20 protein-coding genes are annotated in these 23334 nt (G+C 42.6%); 4 read left to right on the forward strand and 16 right to left on the reverse strand.

Translation table 11 applies throughout. The annotated features are described in order from the left end of the window. The first annotated feature begins 574 nt into the window (after positions 1 to 574). The 4 genes from PR834_RS13435 (at position 575) to PR834_RS13450 (ending at position 5635) form a co-directional block, all read left to right on the forward strand. The gene (locus PR834_RS13435) at positions 575 to 1981 is read left to right on the forward strand and encodes a cytochrome-c peroxidase (protein WP_004259445.1); all 1407 of its coding nucleotides are present in this window, start codon (positions 575 to 577) and stop codon (positions 1979 to 1981) included. A 307-nt stretch (positions 1982 to 2288) separates the two neighbouring features. Continuing rightward, positions 2289 to 3560, forward strand: a complete 1272-nt coding sequence (locus PR834_RS13440) for a nucleoside permease (RefSeq protein WP_004259450.1) — start codon at positions 2289 to 2291, stop codon at positions 3558 to 3560. Positions 3561 to 3645: 85 nt separating this feature from the next. After that, positions 3646 to 4665, forward strand: a complete 1020-nt coding sequence (locus tag PR834_RS13445) for an ADP-ribosylglycohydrolase family protein (RefSeq protein ID WP_144140515.1) — start codon at positions 3646 to 3648, stop codon at positions 4663 to 4665. Further along, a complete protein-coding gene (locus PR834_RS13450) occupies positions 4652 to 5635 on the forward strand; it encodes a PfkB family carbohydrate kinase (RefSeq protein ID WP_272536709.1) in 984 nt (327 codons plus the stop codon). Before PR834_RS13445 ends, PR834_RS13450 begins: the two co-directional genes overlap by 14 nt. A 31-nt stretch (positions 5636 to 5666) precedes the next feature. Here PR834_RS13450 and PR834_RS13455 read toward each other — a convergent pair whose 3' ends face one another. The 16 genes from PR834_RS13455 to PR834_RS13530 all read right to left on the reverse strand — a co-directional run bounded on the left by PR834_RS13455 (position 5667) and on the right by PR834_RS13530 (position 23321). Next, entirely contained in the window at positions 5667 to 6413 is a 747-nt protein-coding gene (locus PR834_RS13455; protein ID WP_047757123.1) for a GntR family transcriptional regulator, read from the reverse strand. Between the two features lie 109 nt (positions 6414 to 6522). Further along, complete coding sequence (gene dmsD, locus PR834_RS13460; RefSeq protein ID WP_094962376.1) at positions 6523 to 7161, reverse strand: Tat proofreading chaperone DmsD; 639 nt, start codon at positions 7159 to 7161, stop codon at positions 6523 to 6525. Positions 7162 to 7224: 63 nt separating this feature from the next. Continuing rightward, entirely contained in the window at positions 7225 to 8076 is an 852-nt protein-coding gene (locus PR834_RS13465; protein WP_094962375.1) for a DmsC/YnfH family molybdoenzyme membrane anchor subunit, read from the reverse strand. A gap of 1 nt (position 8077) precedes the next feature. After that, complete coding sequence (locus tag PR834_RS13470; protein WP_004259506.1) at positions 8078 to 8695, reverse strand: DMSO/selenate family reductase complex B subunit; 618 nt, start codon at positions 8693 to 8695, stop codon at positions 8078 to 8080. An 11-nt stretch (positions 8696 to 8706) separates the two neighbouring features. Then, complete coding sequence (locus PR834_RS13475) at positions 8707 to 11151, reverse strand: DMSO/selenate family reductase complex A subunit (protein ID WP_272536710.1); 2445 nt, start codon at positions 11149 to 11151, stop codon at positions 8707 to 8709. A gap of 410 nt (positions 11152 to 11561) precedes the next feature. Beyond that, on the reverse strand, positions 11562 to 12302 hold the full coding sequence (locus PR834_RS13480; protein WP_004259521.1) for an SDR family NAD(P)-dependent oxidoreductase: 741 nt from the start codon (positions 12300 to 12302) through the stop codon (positions 11562 to 11564). 1 nt (position 12303) lies between these two features. Continuing rightward, entirely contained in the window at positions 12304 to 12555 is a 252-nt protein-coding gene (locus PR834_RS13485; RefSeq protein WP_004259523.1) for an acyl carrier protein, read from the reverse strand. Between the two features lie 19 nt (positions 12556 to 12574). After that, complete coding sequence (locus tag PR834_RS13490; RefSeq protein WP_047755905.1) at positions 12575 to 13384, reverse strand: MaoC family dehydratase; 810 nt, start codon at positions 13382 to 13384, stop codon at positions 12575 to 12577. Next, on the reverse strand, positions 13381 to 14634 hold the full coding sequence (locus PR834_RS13495) for a beta-ketoacyl-[acyl-carrier-protein] synthase family protein (protein WP_004259531.1): 1254 nt from the start codon (positions 14632 to 14634) through the stop codon (positions 13381 to 13383). Before PR834_RS13495 ends, PR834_RS13490 begins: the two co-directional genes overlap by 4 nt. Further along, positions 14631 to 16043 (reverse strand): efflux transporter outer membrane subunit, encoded by a 1413-nt coding sequence (locus PR834_RS13500; RefSeq protein WP_047755911.1) that lies wholly within the window; start codon positions 16041 to 16043, stop codon positions 14631 to 14633. Before PR834_RS13500 ends, PR834_RS13495 begins: the two co-directional genes overlap by 4 nt. Before the next feature lie 2 nt (positions 16044 to 16045). Beyond that, positions 16046 to 18019, reverse strand: a complete 1974-nt coding sequence (locus PR834_RS13505) for an ABC transporter permease (RefSeq protein WP_272536711.1) — start codon at positions 18017 to 18019, stop codon at positions 16046 to 16048. Then, complete coding sequence (locus tag PR834_RS13510) at positions 18019 to 19200, reverse strand: efflux RND transporter periplasmic adaptor subunit (protein ID WP_004259542.1); 1182 nt, start codon at positions 19198 to 19200, stop codon at positions 18019 to 18021. The genes PR834_RS13505 and PR834_RS13510 overlap by 1 nt, the downstream gene beginning before the upstream one ends. Next, the gene (locus tag PR834_RS13515; protein WP_272536712.1) at positions 19197 to 21398 is read right to left on the reverse strand and encodes a peptidase domain-containing ABC transporter; all 2202 of its coding nucleotides are present in this window, start codon (positions 21396 to 21398) and stop codon (positions 19197 to 19199) included. The genes PR834_RS13510 and PR834_RS13515 overlap by 4 nt, the downstream gene beginning before the upstream one ends. A gap of 6 nt (positions 21399 to 21404) precedes the next feature. Beyond that, entirely contained in the window at positions 21405 to 22361 is a 957-nt protein-coding gene (locus PR834_RS13520) for an ABC transporter (protein WP_036958073.1), read from the reverse strand. After that, on the reverse strand, positions 22358 to 23044 hold the full coding sequence (locus PR834_RS13525; protein WP_036958248.1) for a thiol:disulfide interchange protein DsbA/DsbL: 687 nt from the start codon (positions 23042 to 23044) through the stop codon (positions 22358 to 22360). The genes PR834_RS13520 and PR834_RS13525 overlap by 4 nt, the downstream gene beginning before the upstream one ends. Positions 23045 to 23123: 79 nt before the next feature. Beyond that, the gene (locus tag PR834_RS13530) at positions 23124 to 23321 is read right to left on the reverse strand and encodes a DUF4762 family protein (RefSeq protein WP_004259555.1); all 198 of its coding nucleotides are present in this window, start codon (positions 23319 to 23321) and stop codon (positions 23124 to 23126) included. Positions 23322 to 23334: the final 13 nt, after the last annotated feature.

Below are 23334 nucleotides of genomic sequence, written 5' to 3' on the forward strand. Positions count from 1 at the left end.
ATCTCCTAACTGAGTTACGACGAACTTAAGTCAGATTCATAACAACAATATGTTTATTTTATGACAAAATGGTGAAAGTACAAAAATGATGATGTAGATCATTACTTTTGATTTGCCAATATTATGGTTATCTAAAATCAATAATTTCCAGGAATATTGTTTTCTTAAATAATTTATATTTTACTTATTTTGTAATATGCATTTAGTCCACAACAATTAAAAAGGTAAAAACTAAACTTTTCGATTAGTTTTACTTAATTTATTTTAATAATTAAGAATTATTCATTTATAAATACCCACCTATTAAATTGAACTAAAAACCTATTGCAGCAAGATTAATTTGAAACAATATCCTTTAAATTCAATATAATAAAATTTAATCATCAGCTTATTTTTTTAACTATCATTTCATTGATAGGTAAATCTTATTTAAACAATCGCTTAAACCGATGGCCATCATTGATAAAAATCAAGAACCTCTCGGACTTATTTATCCATCATAGTCCGGCTGTAGAATTATATTAATTAAAAAATATTTAAATATATTTGACCGCAATCTTTCAAGGATAGTGTAATGAAAAAACTTACTCGCATTACGGTCGCTGTCATATTTTTGCTTTTACTCGGTTATTTTGGATTATCTGGATATGTGTGGTATCACGATAATCAACGAAGAGAAAATAATGACATTCAGACATCTAAAATTGCAGAAAATAATCAAGTCCTCCAATTCTTTGCCGAAAAGGGATGCGATTACTGTCACACACCGTCAACTGATTTACCTGCCTACGCATCATTCCCCATTGCTAAGCAACTGATGGAATACGATATTCAGCTAGGTTATAAGTCATTCAACCTTGAGGCTGCTCGCGCTGCACTCATCGCAGGAGAACCTGTACCACAAAGTGAATTAAATAAAATTGAGTGGGTTATGCAGAACCACACCATGCCTCCAACACGTTATGTTGCACTTCATTGGGCCAGCAGTGTCAGTGATGAAGAACGTAATAACCTATTGAATTGGATAGCTAAACAGCGGGAAGAGCACTATGCCAGCCAAGATACCGCTGCTGAACATCGCAACGAACCAATTCAACCAATTCCAAAATCACTGGATGTTGATGATGCAAAAGTCGCATTAGGTTTCCGCTTGTATCATGATGCACGCCTGTCAGGGGATAGCACAATTTCTTGTGCACACTGCCACGCACTCAATGCAGGTGGTGTTGATGGCCGTAAAACATCAATTGGTGTTGGTGGCGCAGTAGGCCCAATCAATGCGCCAACGGTGTTTAACTCTGTATTTAATGTCGAGCAATTTTGGGATGGTAGAGCACCTGATTTACAAGCCCAAGCCGGTGGCCCACCATTAAATCCTATCGAAATGGCATCAAAGTCATGGGATGAAATCATTGAAAAATTGGATAAAGACCCTGTCTTAAAACAAGATTTTAATGCGGTTTACCCAGAAGGTTTCACGGGTGACACCATCACCGATGCGATTGCAGAGTTCGAAAAAACCTTAATCACTCCAGACTCTCCGTTTGATAATTGGTTAAGAGGTGACAAAACTGCATTAACCGCACAGCAACTCCATGGTTACCAGTTATTTAAAGAGAACAAATGTGCAACCTGCCATGGTGGCGTGATCTTAGGTGGTCGTTCCTTCGAACCTCTGGGTCTGAAAAAAGACTATGAGTTCGGTGAAATCACTGCTCAAGATATTGGTCGTATGAATGTCACCTCTGATGAGCGCGATAAGTTACGCCAAAAAGTCCCAACACTACGTAATGTCGAGCTAACCGCACCGTATTTCCACCGCGGCGATGTAGCAACCTTAGATGAAGCAGTGAAACTGATGCTGCGTTATCAAGTGGGTAAAGAGCTGCCACAAAAAGATGTCGATGATATTGTTGCCTTCCTTAAGAGTTTAACAGGGGTATATACACCCTATGTGCAACAAAGTGAGTCACAACAGTAAATATCAATAGCTGATTGATATAAAAAACTAATAGCACCGTTCAAATAATAACGGTGCTATTTTTTATATAACACTGCCGTATAAGCTACCTACAACCCTGACTTGACCTGTATTCACAGCAATTCACATTATCGAACACCTCTTCCTCACTGTGTTATTACTTAAAAAGTTTCTGTTTCCTATTTATACGAAACAATGTTATCTAGCTCAAAGTTTTCATCAAATGGTATTTAAAAGGTATTATTAAATGGTATTGTTATTTGCGTACCCTACAATACCTATAATTAGCCGTATAAAGGAATGAAAGATGAAAAAAACGACAGCAAAACTCTCATTCATGATGTTCATTGAATGGTTTATATGGGGAGCTTGGTTTGTTCCCTTATGGCTATTTTTGAATAAAAGTGGCTTTACCCCTTCTCAAATAGCATGGTCTTACGCCTGTACAGCCATTGCTGCAATTATCTCTCCCATCCTTGTAGGATCAATTACTGACCGATTTTTTGCTGCACAAAAAGTCCTGGCGGTACTGATGTTTGCAGGGGCAGTTTTTATGTTTTTCGCAGCTCAGCAAACTGAATTTTCTAGCTTTTTCCCTCTACTATTAGCGTATGCACTGACTTACATGCCAACCATTGCGCTCACCAATAGTATTGCTTTTTCCAATGTGGAAGATGTGGAACGTGATTACCCTCGTATTCGTGTAATGGGGACTATCGGCTGGATTGCATCGGGTATTGCATGTGGTTTTTTACCTTCCATGATGGGCTTTGGTGATATTTCTGCGACCAATATTCCACTCTTAGTGACAGCCGCTAGCTCGGCTTTACTGGGCTTTTTTACCTATTTCTTGCCAGACACCCCACCAAAAGGAACAGGCAAAATGAGTATTAAAGTCATGCTTGGATTGGATGCCATTGTACTATTAAGAGACCGTAATTTCTTAGTATTTTTCGTGTGCTCATTCCTCTTCGCCATGCCTTTAGCCTTTTACTATATTTTTGCTAACGGCTACCTTACTGAAGTTGGGATGAAAAATGCCACGGGGTGGATGACCTTAGGGCAATTCTCCGAAATCTTTTTTATGCTTGCTTTGCCCTTCTTTACCAAACGTTTTGGTATCAAAAAGGTATTACTTCTTGGTTTAATCACTGCGGCTATCCGTTATGCTTTCTTTATCTATGGTGATGCAGACCACTTATTTACCTATGGATTACTCTTCCTCGGTATTTTATTACATGGAGTTAGCTACGATTTTTACTATGTCACTGCATATATTTATGTCGACAAAAAGACCCCTGTGCATATGCGAACAGCGGCTCAAGGCTTAATTACGCTCTGTTGCCAAGGCTTTGGTAGCTTACTGGGTTATAGCCTAGGTGGCCAAATGATGGAAAAACTTTTTTCTTACGGTGAACCTGTCAACGGCCAGACCTTTAACTGGGCCGGTATGTGGGGCTTCGGCGCTGCCATGATCGTCGTAATCACGATTGTCTTCATGTTGATGTTTAAAGAGTCGAGTCGTGATATTCAAGAAATTGATATTAATAAAAGTGGCGTAAAACCCACATCCAATTAGTCAAGCAATCATTAATTAAATGCCTTTATTAACCAACAACCAACACATGAAGGCGCTATTTTTAGCCAAAATTGAAGGAATTATAATGAACAAAGAGAACCGTATTTTAGGCACGTTTTATGGCCAAGCCTTAGGTGATGCAATGGGAATGCCTTCTGAATTATGGCCTCGTTCTCGTGTTAAAGCACATTTTGGTTGGATAGACCGCTTCTTACCTGGGCCAAAAGAAAATAATGCAGCTTGCTACTTCAATACGGCAGAATTTACAGATGATACCTCAATGGCCCTCGCACTTGCGGACGCGATTATAGAATGTGGTGGCAAAGTAAACCCTGAATTTATTGGACGTAATATTCTAAAATGGGCAGAGCAATTTGATGCCTTTAACAAAAATGTCCTAGGGCCAACCTCTAAAATTGCATTAAATGCAATAAAACAAGGGACTCCAATTTCTCAGTTAGAAAACAACGGCATGACAAATGGTGCCGCAATGCGAGTTTCCCCACTCGGTTGTTTACTGCCAACTCATTCTATTAATGAATTTATTGATGAAATTACACTCGCCTCATCGCCAACTCATAAATCGGATGTAGCAATTGCAGGTGCGGTCGCTATCGCTTGGGCAATATCTAAAGCGATAGATGGCGAAAATTGGTCGCAAATTCGCGACCAATTACCCGCTATTGCGAAATTAGCACAAGAAAAACACGTCACAACCTTTAGCCCATCAATAGCTGCACGTATTGAACTTGCTTTACACACGGTGAAAAACACAATTGGCACCGAGCAAGCAATGGAACAGCTTTATCAACTCGTTGGCGCTGGTACTAGCACCATTGAGTCAGTTCCTGCCGCCATTGCTATGGTTGAATTAGCGGAAACCGATCCCAACCGCTGTGCCATTCTGTGTGCTAATTTAGGGGGAGATACCGATACTATAGGGGCAATGGCCACCGCCATTTGTGGCGCACTGCATGGCATTGATGCCATCGACAAACAACTTAAAAAACAATTAGATGATGTGAATCAACTTGATTTTACACAGTATAGCAAAGCCTTTATGGCATTGAGAACTGCAAGAGAAAAAGCTTATGAAAACCGCTGAACTTATTGCCCATCTTCCATTGCAAGCAGAGCATCGTCCTGTCTGCCTGATTGGCGCAGCCGTTATTGATGTGATTGCAGATGCGTATTCACTGCCTTATCGCGGAAGTGACATCGAATTGCACCAACAAAGTGTCAATATCGGTGGATGTGCTCTGAATATTGCTGTGGCCTTGCAACGCCTTGGTATCCAATCACTCAATGCATTACCTATTGGGCAAGGTGTATGGGCAGATATCATCCGCAACCAACTCAATAAAAAAGGTGTGAGTTCAGTTATAGAAACGAATAAAGGTGATAATGGCTGGTGTTTAGCCTTGGTTGAACCCGATGGAGAAAGGACATTTCTTTCAATTAGCGGTGTGGAAAACCAGTGGGAACGCCATACATTAGATGATTTACCAATTACATCTAACATCATTATCTATCTTTCTGGTTACCAATTAGCAGCAAAATGTGGCGAAACTCTGCTTTCATGGCTGGAATCACTCTCCGATAACGTCACTTTATTTATTGATTTTGGCCCTCGGATCGCCGACCTTTCGAAAACACAATTATTACGATTGATGGCTTTAAAACCTATCATTTCATTGAACCGTCAAGAAGTCGAACATATCGTCACGCTGTTCCCTGATATCGCACACCAAGGAATGGATACAGAAGCATTAGCCAATATTTGGCATTCTCAATTTTCAGTTTCCGTGATTGTTAGAGTCGACAAAGAAGGCGCGTTCTTTCAAGAAAGTTGTCGTTCATCAGGCTGGGTGGCACCATTTAAAACTACCGTTGTCGATACCATTGGTGCAGGGGATAGCCATGCAGGAGGCGTGATTGCTGCATTGGCGTCCGGCTGGGCACTACAAGATGCCGTATTACTTGGAAATGCTGTCGCATCCTATGTTGTTAGCCATCGAGGAGGTGATTGTGCGCCTTCGTCTGAGCAACTCGCCGCGTATTTACAGCAATATTAATCATTAGAATAAAAAGAGGTCATCCCTCTTTTTATTCTTCAGATACAAATACATACATATCACTACGACATTGATTGAAACTGTATTCAATAGGGACATTTTTATGGTCGAAAGCCACCTGCTTAATCACTAAAACAGGCACGGTCTTTTCTAATTTAATGTGCGTTTGAAAGTCTTCATCTGGCATTCGAGCACTTACCTTGCTCTTTGTTCGCGTAGGATAAATATTTTGGCTGCGGAAATAATCGTACAAAGATAAACCAATATCGTCTACGTCACCAATCAGCCCAATAGGAACATATGATTCCTCAATAGAGACAGGCTGCTCATCCACGTAACGAATGCGTTTTAACATAAATACATCACTATTGATGGGGAGCGCTAGCGACTCTGCGACTTCCTGTGAACAAGGCACGATACTTTTATTGACCCAAAGTGTGTTTGGTTTTTTTCCAAGTAAAACAACTTGTTGTGAAAAACCCTTAGCTTCTTTGAGCGAATACTCAAACTTATCACTAATTTGGGTACCGTAGCCTTGTGACCGAATGATAACGCCTTCTTGCTCAAGTAACTCTAACGCTTTTCGAACGGTAATACGCGACACGCCTGTTTGTTGACCTAACTCCCTTTCACTGGGCAGCATATCACCTTGATGTAAAACCCCTGTTCGCACGGCAAATTTCACCGTTTCAGCAAATTTTACATATAAAGGTGTATTGTCTATTTCAGCAAGACGGGTACAAAGTTGTTGGATCAAAGATAAATGCGCATCATTCATATTGAGTTAGTCACCTAAAAATCGCAGCAATAATCCATAGTACCACTATCCATAGATTAATTGCAGGCAATTGAATTAGATAAATTTATTGCCAATGAAAAACAAAATGCTACAGGGTACCATTTCCACTGAGGTACACGCTTTTCTCTAATATAGGTAAAGTTAACTGTTGTTGATATCCATCCAATGTTTCTTTCGCTAATATCGCCAATGCGCGGTAAAAATCGCTGTTAGCCGAATCTATCAATACTTCGAGAAAATGTGCCGACCAAGGTAATAGATGCCAAGCGAGTAACTCTTCTAAATCAGCTCTACGATTTTGCTCAGCGAGCCAAGCCGCTAACATCAAGATCAGCCCAAAGTGGTCTTCTGGCTCTTTTTGTGTCGTTACGGGTTCAACACCTTTGGCTCGCATCCATTGGCGCAGCTCAACGGTTGAATCACCAAAAACAATTCTTTCTTTGTCTAGCCAGACTGAGCCCCAAGGAGGCGCGGGTAAAGCATAAGGCCCGATAAACAAGCGCTGCCATGCTTCACTCAGTGGTTCATTCTCCTGAGCACTGGATTGCAAAAGCTGGCTAATTTTCGCTAAAGAAGGTAAGGCAAATGGCCATTCTTCATGCCAAGTCGGCTCCTGAAGAATCGTGATAATCTCTGCGTTATTTTCATTTTCTGGTGAGAAATAAAATAAGGACCCCAGAACTCGCCCTGTCACTGCGACGTGTTCAAGAAAGCGTGCTTCTTGCATATTTGATTGTCTCTGAAGTTATCAGCGCAGGGAAACCATCTCCTGCGCTGAAAGGTTTACCAATTAAGCCACAGCCATGCCGACTGTCATGTGTAAACCATAGAATAGCCCACGACCGATAAATTCACCAATCAGTACCAGCACGGTACCAAGAAGTAAACTCAATACCGAAGGCTGATTTTGTCGCACAACAGGCAAAATCCATAGCAGCAACCCGAGACTGGTCACCACTAAACGTATCACTTGTAAAACACCAAAATCAGGGACTAAATCCACTGCTTTTTGTACAGAAGTGGCAATTAGCGCAATTTCTCCGCTTTGCAGTAGTACCGACGCGATAGTCACAATATAAGCCACGATACTAATCGCCGCTAATTTACCACTATTAAACGGAAATTTAGCTACTCGTAATAGCAAAGTGCCTAAGATTGGTCCGACAACAAACAGGGTCATAAAGAAGCCGATAGTGGTATGTGGTGTGTTCCATGTTGGCACCGTGCTTATCATATAAACTCGTGTCATTGCCCAAACAAATAACAGCCCCATCAACATGGTGATGATTAACCACACTTTATCTAACCCTGTTGGCATCTTTTTCATTGCAGATAACAGCCACCATAAGCCGCCCAAAGCAAAGAAAATGGAGCCAAACAACACTTCGTTACTTAATGATGACGCAAACACACGGTTCATCGAGTTAAATGCACGCATCGGTGAGCCCATATGCATCATCGATGCCAAAAATCCTAAGCCCATCAATACCCATAACGCGAACATTGCGTTCACAATGCGCTGTTTTTGTGGCTTATCATCTGTCGATAACCAAGCAAGCCCTGTCACAATCACGCCACCTGCAATACTTTGGCCTAATACCGTAAATAAAATCAGCGGCCATTCGTGTAATCCATTGCCCATGTTATACCTCCCGAGGATTGGCTAAATGGCCTGTCGTATCATTGACAGGGCGACTATTGGCATTGGGTTTAATGACAATATTGGGCTTGGTATAGTGCGCTTCTGGTAGTGGCGCAATCTCTGCCAAATTGCCATGTTTCTCACGTAACTCATCAATAGGACCAAAGTCTAATGCACGCAGTGGACAAGACTCGGCACAAATCGGTTTTTTACCGACGGCAACACGTTCATAACAACCATCGCACTTGGTCATATGCCCTTTTTCGCTATCAAATTGCGGCGCACCGTATGGGCAGGCCATATGGCAATAGCGGCAACCAATACACACACTTTCATCCACAACGACAAAGCCATCTTCACGTTTGTGCATCGCGCCACTTGGGCACACTTTCACACAAGCAGGGTCTTCACAGTGGTTACATGAAATCGACAAATAATAACTAAATACGTTTTGATGCCACACACCGTTATCTTCTTGCCAATCTCCCCCCGCATATTCATAAATGCGCCTAAAATTCACCGCAGGAGATAAATTTTTGTAGTCCTTACACGCTAATTCACAAGTTTTACATCCCGTGCACCGTGCAGAATCAATATAAAAACCATATTGTGTTGTCATGATTTATCTCCCTATACCCTTACCACTTCAACCAAATTACTGTGTTGCGGATTACCTTTCGCTAACGGTGACGGGCGTTGAGTCGTCAGGACGTTTAGGCTACCACCATGGTCCACCTTGTTTTCATCAGGTGCGTACCAAGCCCCTTCCCCCATTGCAACAACCCCTGGGATAATGCGTGGAGTCACTTTGGCAGCGATCTGCACTTCCCCTCTATCGTTGTAAATACGCACTATGTCACCATCTTTAATATTGCGACGTTTTGCATCAATAGGGTTGATCCACATCTCTTGTAAACAAGCAGCCTTAAGCACATCAATGTTGCCGTAAGTGGAGTGAACGCGCGATTTATAGTGGAAGCCACTCAATTGCAGTGGATATTTTTCGGTGAGCTTATCATCATGGCTTTCAAAGCCTGGGGAATACATTGGGAGTGCTGATATCAAATCACCTTCCGCTAGCGTCCATGTTTTCGCGATATCCGCTAATTGTGATGAATAGATCTCAATCTTTCCTGACGGGGTATTTAATGGGTTCGCAATTGGGTCTTCGCGGAAAGCTTTGTGTGCCACGACATGCCCTTGTGGGTTCATTTTTTTGTAAATCCCTTGCTGCTGGAATGTCTCAAAATCAGGTAGCTCAGGTAACTTCTGTCGTGAAATTTCATACAAATGGCGTAGCCACTCTTCTTGGGTTCGCCCTTCGGTAAATTTCTCTTCAACCCCCATACGGCGTGCGATTTGTGTACACATTTCATACACCGTTTTGCTCTCAAAACGTGGTTCAATGGCTTGGCTAGCGAAAATCACATAGCCCATATTACTAGCGGCACCATCCAAGCAAAAATCCATCTGTTCAGACGCGGTACAATCTGGCAGGACTAAATCCGCATATTTCGCTGAAGCCGTCATATGGTTATCAATCACTACTATCATTTCGCATTTTTTATCATCCTGAAGAATGTCATGCGTTTTATTAATATCAGAGTGTTGATTGATTAAACTGTTGCTGGCGTAGTTCCAAATAAACTTAATCGGAACATCCAGTTTATCTTTACCTCTTACCCCATCATGAGTTGCAGTCATTTCAGGGCCGCGCTCTATCGCATCAGTCCATAAAAATACGGAAATACTTGCTTTGACTGGGTTTTCTAACGTTGGCATCCGCTCAAATGGAATATCATAGTTCCCTTCACGAGCCCCCGTATTTCCCCCATTTATACCAACATTACCGGTTAAAATCGGTAACATCGCAATCGCACGTGCGGTTTGCTCGCCGTTCGAATGGCGTTGTGGCCCCCAACCTTGGCTAATATAAGCAGGTTTTGCGGAACCGATTTCACGTGCTAATTTGATGATTTTATCAGCAGGAATACCGGTGATTTGCGCAGCCCATTGTGGTGTTTTTTCTACACCGTCATCCCCTTGCCCTAAAATATATGCCTTGTAGTGGCTATTTTTCGGAGCATCTGCGGGTAGCGTTTTCTCATCATAACCCACGCAATATTGGTCTAAGAAGGGTTGATCAACCATATCTTCAGTGATCAATACATGGGCGATTCCTGCCACTAATGCAGCATCTGTTCCGGGGCGGATCGGGATCCACTCATCTTCTCGTCCAGCAGCAGTATCGGTATAACGCGGGTCGATCACTATCATTCTTGCATTAGAACGCTCACGCGCTTGCTCTAATTGATAAGTGATCCCACCACCGCTCATACGGGTTTCGGCAGGGTTGTTTCCGAACAGAACCACCAACTTGGAGTTTTCGATATCGGAAACGCTATTACCTGCCCCACTACCATAGGTATAAGGCATCGCACAGCTGATTTGTGCTGTACTATAGGTACCGTAATGGTTTAAATAGCCGCCCATGCAGTTCATCAAACGGGCGATAGGTGAATTCGCTGGCGGCCATGAACGTGCGACTGTGCCACCTAATGTGCCAGTTCCATAGTTCAAATACACCGCTTCATTGCCATAATCGGCAATAATCCGTTTTAGATTATCGCTGATTAAATCGTAGGCTTCATCCCAACTAATTTGTTTGAATTTACCTTCACCACGTGCCCCAACGCGCAACATCGGGTATTTCAAGCGGTCAGGGTTATAGACACGACGGCGCATTGAGCGCCCACGTAGACAGGCCTTAACTTGATGCTTATTTCCGTAAACATCATCGCCGGTGTTGTCGGTTTCGACATATTTTATTTCACCATCAACAATATGCATACGCAGTGGGCAGCGACTCCCACAGTTAACGGTACATGCGCTCCAAACTATTTTTTCTTCAGGTATGGCTGTTTTGGGTGTGATTTCACTGGTATCAGCAACACTATTAAAAGGTAAACTTAGCGCTCCACTTGCAAGTGCGAGTCCCCCGACGGTACTGGTTTGCATTAGCTTCCTGCGGCTGATCTCCGATTGGAGTACTCCCTCAGATAATGCTTTACTCATATCTGCCTCACTTAACATTGCTTCAAAGTTTTAAAATGGCTTTTTTGAAATTTATTTTTATCTTTAATTTATTTATCGACTTCCAATTACCATTCTATAACCGAGGCACCGTGAGGTATTGTGCACGATCAATAATCCAATACAAATTGTGTGGTTTTAATGCGTTATATCGAGTCATTCAAGCCAAATTAAAATTAATATAATTATTTTTAATGTTTAATAATGAATTAAATTGAAATAAATATAATTTCATTCTTCTTTAACTTGAGTTTACTGTTTTTCATTTATTTCCGAGTCTCAATTCATAAAAAAACCCTTAAACGAAAATCGACTAAAACGTTTAAGGGGAAATATAAAATATGAATTATCGAGTGAATATTTGTTCTGCTAACAGCACTTAAAACGGGCAATTACGCCGTTAATCCACCATCTAAGACCAATGTTTGACCTGTTAGGTACTGGCTGCTATTGCCAATCAAAAATTCAACTAGCTCTGCCACTTCTTGGGGTTGCCCTAAGCGGCGTAACGGGATGTTTTGGCACATAGCTTTTAATTTAGCTTCAGGCATTGCACGGGTCATATCACTATCAATAAGCCCCGGAGCAATACAATTCACACGTAACCCAAAACGCCCGACTTCATGAGCCAATGAACGCGTCAACCCCATCATCGCTGATTTACTCGCCGCATAAGCTGTTTGGCCAATATTGCCTTTTAACCCAGTAATTGATGACATCAATACGATTGAGCCGCTCCCCGCCATCAACATTGCAGGTAATAATTTACGGTGCCAATTCATCACGGAAATGACGTTATTCTCTAGCACATCTCGCCAGATTTCAGCATCTTGATGAATATGTAAGGCATCCCTAGTGATACCCGCATTATGAATAATAGCCGTAGGAGCCCCAAATTGTTCCAATAACGAGCTAGAAAGCGCGTCAACTTGTGCTTCATTCTTACCATCACACGGGGATCCTTTCACCCATGTATCTAAATTGGGGTTTTCAAGATTCGCTTGTGTTTCATTAACGCCATCAACGCTACGCCCAGTAAAAACCACATTCCAGTGGCGTCGCAATTCACTAACTAGTGCGAGCCCAATTCCCCGGCTTCCTCCCGTCACGAGTATCCATTGATTATTTGCCATTTTAAGATTTCGACTCCTTATCAATATGTTCACACAGCGCTTTCACCGAAATTTCTGGATGTTCTAGGAAAAATTCCGCATCTAAAGCAACATTAAAGTCACGTTTAACAAGCACCATAAGTTCAACATAATCTAAGCTATCGAACTCTAACTGGACTAAAGTCATCTCCGCATTCAACTCTTCTGCTTCTAAATCTTTTGCATCACAGATCATGTCACTAATTTTGATATAAATTTCTTGATATTGGCTCATTTGTTTTATCCTTGCATTCTTATTGAGTTATTGAATTAACTTTCAATGTTATTGAATTATTTATTATTTTTTCTCTGTAGCGGGCAGCGATACTAATACTCACTAATCGACCACTCTCACTATCCGCGATCACTAAGGCCGGCAAAATACGTAGGTAAATAGGCTCAGGAGAGGTGATAGGAGCCCATTTCGTTAGAAGTTCACGGTCAAACACCACCTCTTGGTGGGTTTGTACGATAGGATAACGGCAAAAAATATCTTTCAATGTTGAGCCGACCGGCAGCCATTGTGCGATCTCTTGTTGTTCAAATAACGAGCTATCATGAATTAAGTACCAGAACAAAACTGCGTCAATAAACTGCCATTCATACATTTCGTTGGAAAACTGAGAAAATATTGACTGCAATTTCACCATCTCTGCGGTCGAAATCATTATTTCATTCGCGATTTCATGTAATACCGGTGGAGGGGTGAGCGACAATTGGCAAGTTAAGCAGTTTTGTTGCTCATCAGAAGAGAGTAAAGCCACCGATCCCGCTTTATTTCGTGCAACTAATTGATAATCTTTATCGTTCCATAGCGGATTGCGTAACCGTACAACACATTTGATAAACTCAGGGGCGGTAACCTCTTGTGAAGCCAATAATGGGTGATTTAATGACTCACTCGCGAATTGTTTCACATCGAGTAGTGCACGCATGCCATGCACACTCAGTTGATCTCCGCCCTTCGCTTTGACCCATTCAAGGTCGAAATGAATCGGGTTATCATCACCAGAAAATGATGCCCACTGTTTTGCATCCTCAAGGGTATAACGTAACGTTCTCATAACGCTTTCTCTAAAATCAGCGCCGCGTTTGCCCCACCGAAGCCAAAACTCAGGTTTAGTGCACGCTTAACTTCACCAATACGGTGTTCGTTAGGAATATAATCGAGGTCACATTGCGGGTCCGGGTGATGTAAGTTAGCGGTTGCGGGCATCACACCATGCGCCATCGCTTGCAAGCAAATAATGGTTTCAAAGCTACCAGCAGCGGCGATTAAATGTCCGGTATAGGATTTCGTACTGGATATTGGGACTTGGTAAGCTGCCACACCTAATGCCTTTTTCAATGATTCTGTTTCATTTAAGTCATTAAGAGCTGTTGAGGTCCCATGGGCATTGATATAATCGAGAGATTCAGGAGCGGCTCCCGCTTGTTGTAAAGCCATTTCAATAGTTTTCACCCGAGCAACACAATCTTCTGCTGGTGATGTAAAATCAAAGGCATCAGAAAAATTTGCATACCCCGTAATCTCGCCCAAAATGGTGGCCCCACGAGAAATAGCGCTCTCACGCTCTTCTAAACACAACACGGCCGCACCTTCAGAAAGGACAAAACCACTACGATCTGCACTAAATGGGCAACTGGCACGAGTCGAGTCTTCCGCTTCACGTGTTAAAGCTCCAAGAATATCGATATTCCATACAGCACAATCTGTCCGCAAGGACTCTCCTGCACCAGCGAGCATCATATCGGCTCGTCCATGACGAATCGTTTCAAAAGCATCACCAATCGCAATAGTGCCTGTCGCACAAGCCGCGATGGTCGTGTTTTGATATCCACGCAGGTTCCAAAACTGGCTGCAAGCCGCCGTTGTCACATTTGGCATTGCATAAAAACAGTTGAAAGGCGAGGTCATCCCTGTCGCTTCGAATTCACTGACTGACATATAACTTTCATCAAGCCCTGCCCATCCTGTTCCCATAATGACACCGCACATCAGTGGGTCATAAAAATCAGTTAATGGCGTGCCTGCGAAGGCCATATCCATGGCTTCTCGCGCGGCCCCCAAGGCTAAACGCGTATGGCGTGGTAAACGACGACGAATAGCCGCAGGAACCCCTTTTAAGCTGGGTTCATTATCAATAAGCCCTAAAAAATGGCTGTGGATATTTTGTGCAGTTTTATCAACGTAACGATAACCGAGCTTTTTATCCATAATCGCTTGCCAACATGCTGAAGCCGTATCCCCCAAAGGAGTGACAGCCCCATAACCTGTGACAACAACGCGCTTAAAGTGAGATTTTTGGTTCATAATGGGTTGTCCTCCTGTTGGGCGCTACCGCCACCTTGTGCTAACCAAAGCTGTAGCGTTGCATAAAGATAATCGTATTGATTTTGAGCTAATGAATTTTCAATAGTTAAAAGGTCATCTTGCGCATTAAGCAGTGTTTGATAATCCACGGCACCTGCTCGGTAACGGCTGCTGGTTAGCTTTAGCCGCTGCTGGCTAAGTGATAATGACTGTTGTAATTGCTGACGAATTTCATCCGCAGCAAAACGGGCTTCCATCGCATTATCGACTTCTGACAAGGCGGTATAAGCCGCACTACGAAATGCCACCGCCGCTTGTTGCACTTGTAAGTCGGATTGTTCAATGGTCAATTTCACCGTATTCCACTGAATAAATGGCAAAGAAATCGAACCCCCAACAACACGTGTCGGGTCACTAAACCATTGAGAAAACAGCTGGCTACCCGCATTAAGCGCACCTTGCAAAGACAGTGTCGGGTAGAAGCTCAATTTAGCAGCGTCAGAATCAGCAAGCGCGGAACGTAAACGTGACTCGGCAGCTTGAATATCCGGCCGCTGTGCTAATACGGCCAACGGTGTCGCGTTAAGAATTTCAATCCGTTGATTTCGATTAAGTGCGGTGAGCTCACGCACATGTTGCTCTGCAGGGCGGTTTAACAATAGCGCTAATGCATTACGGGAGCTGTCACGTTCTTTAATGAGCCGTCGTAATTCATTTTTTCGACTAATCACAGTTTGCTGTGATTGTAAGAAATCCAGCTGGCTAACTTTTCCTGCTAAATACCATGACTTAATTTGCTGCTGGCTTTTTTCTGCAATCTTTTGGCTCGCAATCAGGTTATCAATCTGTTGATTTAACAGTGCAATATTCCAATATAATTGTGCAGTCGTATTAATAACCACTAATGCTGTTGCATGGTAATCCTGTTCGGTTGCTATTGCTTCCCACTCATTCTTTTCACGAATACGTGCCAGTTTTCCCCATAAATCGATTTCATAATTTAAAGTTAGATTTGAGCTATAACTCTCTTGGGGGGAGGTTCCATGACGTATAGATTTTGTATTACTTGCTGAGCCCCCAAGGGAGAAATCTGGGGTTATATTGGTATTTGCTAGCCCAGCCGTACTTCGCGCCAGCTTTAATTTAATTGCCGCTGTGGCTAAATCATTATTATTTTCTAATACCTGATTGATCAGTTGGGATAGCTGAGGATCTTTAAAGCTATCCCACCAATTTTCAGTTAGGTTCAATGCCTGAACTGATGTCATCACGTCATTTGCACCGGATTGGCGTATTTTATCATCCCACTGCTGTGGCAAAGTGAGCTCAGGGCGTTGGTATTCCGTACGCGTAAAACTGCCGCAACCATTTAGCAAAAATAAAGCAGAAATAATATAAAGTGATTTGATATTCATTCGCGTGCCAATGCCTCCGTTGGGTTGAGTTTGGCAGCCCGACGAGCAGGAAAATAACCAAAAACCAAACCAATTAGAGCGGAGAAACCGCACGCTAATAAAACGGGGAACAGGGTAAATACCATCGTAAATTCAGTGGTGAAATAAGAGAAAAGCCACCCCGCTAACCATGCACCGACAATACCAATTAACCCGCCAAGCGAACAAATCATCACGGCTTCTATCAAAAATTGGTTCATAATATCTTGAGGACGCGCTCCGACGGAAAGGCGGATCCCGATTTCATGAGTTCGTTCCGTCACAGAAACCAACATGATATTCATCACCCCAACGCCCCCAACCAATAAGGAAATAGCGGCAATCGAAGTGATCAGTAATGACATTGAGTCGGATGTTTTTTGTAATGCATTTGCGAGCTGGTCATCCGACTGAATAAAAAAGTCCTTTTTACCATGTTCGCGTAATAACAAACGCTCAACCTGTAATTCAGCTTGTTGAGAAGTTAAGTTTTCAGGGAAGCGCAACGAAATAAATTCAATGGGTTTGTCCCCGACCACACGTTGCTGTAACGATGAGTAAGGCACCCACCCCATAACAAAGCCACTCGACATTTTGGGCCCCGGTTTACGGGCAATACCAATAATTCGCCATGGTGAATGACCAATCTGCACAATTTGCCCTAACGGCTCTTCTTCTGGCTGAAAAAGTACCTCTCGACTTCCTTCATCCAACACAATAACGGGCTCGCTGTCTGCCATATCGAGCGTACTGAAGAAACTGCCATGTAAAAGCTGAAACCCTTGTGCCGCAAAATACTCTTCTGAAACGCCATTAAGCATGATGGAGTTATCCAAGCCTTTATTAACGACCATCGTCATGCTGCTCGCGACGGGGGAAACAGACTCAATCCATGGCAACTGCTTTAGACTTTTAACATCATTTAACGATAACGCACGCTCCATATCAGGCCGCTTAGCCCCCCACCCAGTACCGGGGCGAATTTCCAGAGTCGTGCTGCCAAGCTTCCCAATTTCATCCATGATGGAGCGTCTTGCCCCTTCCCCCACGGCCATTGATGACACCACAGAAGAAATACCGATGATAATTCCCAACATCGACAAAAATGCACGCATGCGATGACCGAGTAAGGCCCGCCATGCCATACGAATAGACTCAATAATATTGCGCCACACCGATGCACGGCCATTATCTTCAACAGAAGGAAGCTGGTTCCGTTGTTTTGTGTCTGTCTGAGCTTGGTTCTGCTTATCAGAAACAATTTTTCCATCACTAATTTCAATAATTCGCTGAGTTTGCTGAGCGATATTTTTATCGTGGGTCACAATCACAACAGTGTGACCATCGAGATGAAGTTGATGTAAAATATCCATCAATGCGTGGCCACTAGCGCTATCTAATGCCCCTGTAGGTTCATCCGCAAGAATGATTTGCGCACCATTAACCAAGGCGCGGCAGACACTGACACGCTGCTGTTGCCCACCAGATAATTGATAAGGTTTGTGATCCAAGCGCGTTTGTAACCCTAACTTTTCTGCTAATAAAGCAACTCGAGCGCTCCGCTCATCTTCTGGCATCGCCGTATATAAAGCTGGGATCGCAATATTTTCTTCTGCAGTCAGGTAAGGCATTAGGTGATAACGCTGAAAAATAAACCCAAGATATTGGCTACGTAATTCTGCCAACTGATCGCTATTCACCTCATGAACCGCAATCCCATTGATCAACACTTCTCCTTGAGAAGGCTTATCTAAACAACCAATGATGTTCATCAGAGTCGATTTACCTGAACCTGATGCGCCAATGATAGCGACCATTTCCCCTTGGTTAATTGATAGCGAAATATCATTCAAAACAGGAATAGTTTGCGTACCGGCTGAAAACTCACGGTAAACATGATGAAGTTCAATCAGAGGACGGGTAAAAGATACATTTCGTGTCGTCGCCATCATTAACTCGCCACATTATCTGATTGAATAACAACTTGTTCGCCCTCGCTAATGCCCTCAAGTACTTCGACGAAATGGCGATCATTAATCCCCACTTTGATGGTGCGAGTTTCCGGTTTTTCATTGTTGATCACGGTCACTTCATATTGGTTTGCACCTACAGCTCGCCCCAGAGCACTAACGGGGAGTCGTAAAGCATCTTTCGCTTGTGCAACACGAATAAATACTTGCGCTGTCATTGATGTCTTTAATGCACGATCGGCGTTATCAACCTCGAACGTTCCGTTGTAATAAATTGCACTGTTCTGTTGCCCCCCAGAATTATTATTACTTTCATCAAGTGCTTCGGGGGGAATGGGTTGAACATATCCCATCGTACTTTCGTAGTGCGTTTCAGGGTCCGCAATCACATAGAATGTGAGGGGTTGGCCTGGGTGGATTTTTTGAATATCTGCTTCCGAAATTCGTGTCTGAACCTGCATTTTATCTAGGTTCGCCAACACTAAAATAGTCGGTGCCGTCTGTGAAGAAACGATGGTTTGCCCTTCGTTCGCCACAATACCCAGTACTTCGCCACTAATCGGCGCGATGATTCGTGTAAAATTGAGGTTAGCTTGTGCAGTTTGTACATCCATTTCTGATTGTGTGATTAACGCCTCATTGACATTAACCTGCTGTAATTGCGCCTCATATTGTGCTTGCGCTTGTTCATATTCACTGCGAATACCAGAACCATCTCGCTGCATCACTACCTGACGCCGATAGGCTTTGATGTACTGTATTAAAGTTGCTTCCGCAGCCCGTTTTTGCGCCTGAGCACTGGATAACCGGGCGGTTGCATTTTTGAGCTCAGACTGCTGGATAGTTGGGTCGATTTCTGCTAATAACTCCCCTTTAACCACTTTGTCGCCTTGTTTTACATATAATTTTCTGATTTGCCCGTTAACCTGAGCACCTACATTAACTTGCATTGAGGGCTTTAATGTCCCCGTTACCATGACGACTTTTTCAATATCGCCACGTTCCACCGATAAAATTACGTTTTCATGCAATGCTGGGGCGGGTGATTGCCACACAAAACGGCCGATCACCACGACCAGCACAAGCAATGCCACTAACCCACCTAAAGTGCGTAATCGTTGGGTCGTTAAACCCAATTTTGGTGCTACATGGCGGGAGGTCATAAGGAAGTTCCTTCCATTGCCGCTAACAAAGAAGGTTCAGATTGAGGCGTGCCTGCTGTGACACAAGGGGCTTTATTGGTGCTGTTCTCAAGACTTAATTCCCCATCCACGATTCGGTAAAGTGCATCGAAATTAGCCGCTAACTCTTCACTATGAGTGACAACAATCAATGTTTTACCTGTTTTCTGGCAATGTGACTGAATGGTTGCCATGACTATTTTCGCCGTTTCTTCATCCAAATTGGCGGTGGGCTCATCCAATAACAAAATAGGGCGGGCACTGTACAACGAACGAGCCAATAACAAACGTTGACGTTGCCCAAGTGACAGCGCCGCATGGCTTTCTCTTATTAACGCATTAACCCCACCAGGTAATTGAGTAATCACTGCGCCGAGTGCCAATTTATCAAGCAGCACTTCGACTCTTTTTTTATCTTTTTCGCGGAAGTTAGGGTCAAATAGCGTGATGTTATCTAAGACGGTCGCATTAAATAAAATATCTTCTTGGCTTTGCAAGCAAACCAATTGCGTAAGCTGCTGCACACTGACAACCTCACCGTTGGACTCGCATACTCCTTGCTGTGGGCTGAATAAACCCGCGATTGTCCGTAATAATGTGCTTTTTCCTGCCCCTGACTCCCCAACAATGGCAACCTGCGTGCCTGAAGGTAAGTCTAATGACACATTATTTAAAATCGGTTTTGCAGGGTCATAACTGAAATGGATCCCCTTGAAAGATAAGTGTGGTGCTTTTCCTTGTACTGAGGTTTGTTTTTCGTGGAATGGTGCGGTGTCCTGCTCGCTTTTCTTAGGGAATAAAGAATGGGCGCGTGTATCAATAATATGCAGTTGCGACTTATGTATAATCGCATAAAAAATACGCGTCACATAATTGGTAAAAATTTGACGCAAGAAACTATAAGCAAAGAAATCCCCCAACGAAATTAACTCATTGGCCACCATGGGTAAAACCACCAACATAAAAATGACCATCTCCAAACTACCAGTTAATTGATAGATGCCATCTTTAATTTGTTGATACACATTTCTGCGTTGTATACAGGTAAACAATTCACGGCTTAGCCATGCAAATTGCGCCTTACGCTGATTTTCTATCCCTGCTGTTTTTATGGTCAGAATGCCTTGCAGCGTCTCCATAAAAAAGTCATTTAATTCTGCCGATTTTAGCTGTAACTGCTGGGTATACCACCGATCACGAATAATCGCCCATACGCTAATTAAGCCCATCACGGTAACACCCGCAGCTGAAATAGCCGCTAATACGGGTGCAATCCAAAACATGGTACCTAATGCTATCGCACAAATAACCCAATCCGTTCGTAGCCCGTTATCCAGCTCAATTTTTTCGGTTAATGCCCCCTGCCAAGCGACAAAACGGCTAAAAACATCCCCGGGTGCGCGTTTCTCAAAAAAGCGCAATGGATTACTCAATAAACGAGAGAAACCAACCCCACTTTTAATCAACACAAAGTGTTTTACGAATCTCTCACTCAGCATTCTCACACCAAGGGCTAATAGTGTTGCAACCACAAAGGCTACAATAAACCATCCATAAGGGAAAATGGCATTTTTGGCGTCGGAAAAGGCTTGGTTAATTGCATTGCTCACCATGGCTGGCATTAAAAATAGCGTTAAAGAAACCAAAAAAGCGAATATCATCAACCAATAAACACCGCGAATCTCTGAGGTTTCTTTCAGGCTCATTGCATGAGGGGCTTTTTTCCCAGCCCCATCATTTTTGTCTTCTGGTGCTAATGATTCAATTTTTTCCAGCGCGGTATCCGGTTCTAAAATTAATGCATAACCGCTGATTTCCGCTTTTAATGCAGAGAAAGGTAGCCACTGCTGCCCAATTGCAGGGTTCATCACACACACGTTATTTCCCTTGCGATAAGCAAGCAGCACAAAATGGCTTGCTCCGTAATGTAAAATAGCGGGAAGTGGTAAACTATTGAGCTCTTGGTGCTCAAATAACACCGGTGTCGTCGCAATACCGTAATTGGCTAAAATGGACGAAAGGTCAATCAAAGAAGTTCCATGATCCGATGCTGGATAGACCTCTCGCAGAGTTTCAAGAGAAACGTTGAGACCTTGGGTTTGTGCTAACATCGCAATACATGCTAAGCCACATTCATTGGTTTCTTCTTGAGAAACAAAATTTGGAATAATATTTTTCATTATTATTTAATGGCTAATAAAATAAAGTGAATGGCTATGCCATAAAAGCCAATCATTGGGATAATGACGAACCGCATTTTCAATGATGGCTGGCATTTGAGTTGCAACATCTTTTGCTGCAACAGGCGGATAAACCTTGATTTGTAAACCATTTTGGTAGTACAGATGATAAAAAACTACCTGTGCCGAAATCGCACTGGACAAACGCACGACACCATTGTGTAGCTTTGCTGCACGGTTAAATAAATGGCACGATAATTTGCTCGACGCCCCTTCCTCTGTTTGAACCGTGTAATCAGGGGTAATATCAGGGAAAACAATCATATTTTTTTGCCCTGCCGCCGTTTCTGTCATCGCAGTCATTAATTGGCTAGCTAATACTTTATTTCCCTGATGAATAGAACAATAAGATAAATTCACCTGGCCTAACTCACGTGCCGAAGCGTTATACTTTTGCTGCTCTGCGCTCGACGAAACCACCACCGTCGCATTCCCAGGAGTCACCCCCGCCCCAACCATGGTGGCTAAAACATCAGAAACCATATGCAACGGAGCAAGTACAACGGGTTTATTTTGTTGGTGTAAGGGCGCAACGACGCTATCAAGTTCAAGTGTACAAACTCGAACTTGCGCCATGATTTTTTGGTTTTGTCCCCATGTGGCTGCCTCTTCCAAAATGAAGCGTCGAACGGCTATCCAGCCCATATTAATATGCCCTTTCGTTTCCATTAAACTACGAAAGTTTTCCGTGGCGACTTTATTCCGATTACGATATTGACGACCTAATAAACCTACACGACATAATAAATTAGAAACAAATAATACCGATGTGATATAGCCTCGGCGCAATAACAACCGTAAAAAGGCAAGTCCACTATGATTGAGTTTTTGATATCCTTTTTTAAACGGCATCAAACAGTTTTTCGCTGTAAATACCGTCCAGACAATGAAAAACCGGATCACCGTAACTCCTTATTACTTTTATCTAATAACTCAAGCATATAGGCAGTAAAGTCTGCAAAATCACGGTCTTGGTAAACAACATAGCGTTTATTGATAATAAAGGCAGGTGTTCCAGTAATTTGATAAAATTTGCTAATTTCAAGCATATTTTTTAGACGTTCTTGAACGGCTTGGCTTTCACTGGTTTTTAGGTATTGGGTTGAATCAATATTGTGCCGTTTTAACCATTGGTTTAAGACATCTTTATTAGCTAAATCAAGCTTATCGTTGATAACGGCAGTATAAAGATCCTGACGTAATTGAGATTCCACCCCCATCTCTTCCAATGTCGCAAAAATAGGCGCATAGGCAGCCAGCCCCATATTATTATCCATGGCTAAATGAACGACTTTAAAGTTGACATTCTCAGGGAGTGTTTTTTCGAATTGGCTGACATTGTCATGATTTACTGCACAATAATGGCAACCATAAGAAAGGACTTCTATGATGCTATTATTTTCTTTTATTGGACTCAACAGAACTTGTTCACTATTAAATTCAATAAAAGAAGAGCCTTGTGCATCATCATTTGAGAAAGTATTAAAAACAAAAATATGATAGAACAAAACCGTCATGAGTGAAGAAGCAATAATAACAAATAGAGTATAAAGTGTGATAGTTATTGGTTTAAAACGAGTATTCATAACAGTTAATTCCATTCAGGTACGAAAAATACATGGGGATAACTCCCCATGTATCAATTAATAAAAATTAAATTTAATACTATGGAGCTGTTACATCACAGTTTGATGCACCAACAGCTTTCGCTTTGTATGTTTTGTTACCGTGCTTATCAGTACAAGTCGTTACTAATTGGCAAGATTTAACACCACCAACAGTGATGCTCTCGTAAGAATCAGTACAAACTTGTTTTGTTCCACCAACTACAGCAGCAGCTTCGATAGCATTTAACTTTTTCATGTTATTTCCTTTA

Origin of the sequence: Providencia sp. PROV182, from assembly GCF_028480325.1 — a bacterium.
GTDB lineage: Bacteria > Pseudomonadota > Gammaproteobacteria > Enterobacterales > Enterobacteriaceae > Providencia > Providencia hangzhouensis.

Coding starts and splice junctions, on each gene's coding strand:
- PR834_RS13525 (WP_036958248.1), bottom strand. CDS start 23,044: ATGAATACTCGTTTTAAACCAATAACTATCACACTTTATACTCTATTT.
- dmsD (WP_094962376.1), bottom strand. CDS start 7,161: ATGCAAGAAGCACGCTTTCTTGAACACGTCGCAGTGACAGGGCGAGTT.
- PR834_RS13530 (WP_004259555.1), bottom strand. CDS start 23,321: ATGAAAAAGTTAAATGCTATCGAAGCTGCTGCTGTAGTTGGTGGAACA.
- PR834_RS13465 (WP_094962375.1), bottom strand. CDS start 8,076: ATGGGCAATGGATTACACGAATGGCCGCTGATTTTATTTACGGTATTA.
- PR834_RS13510 (WP_004259542.1), bottom strand. CDS start 19,200: ATGACCTCCCGCCATGTAGCACCAAAATTGGGTTTAACGACCCAACGA.
- PR834_RS13475 (WP_272536710.1), bottom strand. CDS start 11,151: ATGAGTAAAGCATTATCTGAGGGAGTACTCCAATCGGAGATCAGCCGC.
- PR834_RS13490 (WP_047755905.1), bottom strand. CDS start 13,384: ATGAGAACGTTACGTTATACCCTTGAGGATGCAAAACAGTGGGCATCA.
- PR834_RS13450 (WP_272536709.1), top strand. CDS start 4,652: ATGAAAACCGCTGAACTTATTGCCCATCTTCCATTGCAAGCAGAGCAT.
- PR834_RS13515 (WP_272536712.1), bottom strand. CDS start 21,398: ATGAAAAATATTATTCCAAATTTTGTTTCTCAAGAAGAAACCAATGAA.
- PR834_RS13435 (WP_004259445.1), top strand. CDS start 575: ATGAAAAAACTTACTCGCATTACGGTCGCTGTCATATTTTTGCTTTTA.
- PR834_RS13455 (WP_047757123.1), bottom strand. CDS start 6,413: ATGAATGATGCGCATTTATCTTTGATCCAACAACTTTGTACCCGTCTT.
- PR834_RS13440 (WP_004259450.1), top strand. CDS start 2,289: ATGAAAAAAACGACAGCAAAACTCTCATTCATGATGTTCATTGAATGG.
- PR834_RS13480 (WP_004259521.1), bottom strand. CDS start 12,302: ATGGCAAATAATCAATGGATACTCGTGACGGGAGGAAGCCGGGGAATT.
- PR834_RS13485 (WP_004259523.1), bottom strand. CDS start 12,555: ATGAGCCAATATCAAGAAATTTATATCAAAATTAGTGACATGATCTGT.
- PR834_RS13505 (WP_272536711.1), bottom strand. CDS start 18,019: ATGATGGCGACGACACGAAATGTATCTTTTACCCGTCCTCTGATTGAA.
- PR834_RS13445 (WP_144140515.1), top strand. CDS start 3,646: ATGAACAAAGAGAACCGTATTTTAGGCACGTTTTATGGCCAAGCCTTA.
- PR834_RS13495 (WP_004259531.1), bottom strand. CDS start 14,634: ATGAACCAAAAATCTCACTTTAAGCGCGTTGTTGTCACAGGTTATGGG.
- PR834_RS13470 (WP_004259506.1), bottom strand. CDS start 8,695: ATGACAACACAATATGGTTTTTATATTGATTCTGCACGGTGCACGGGA.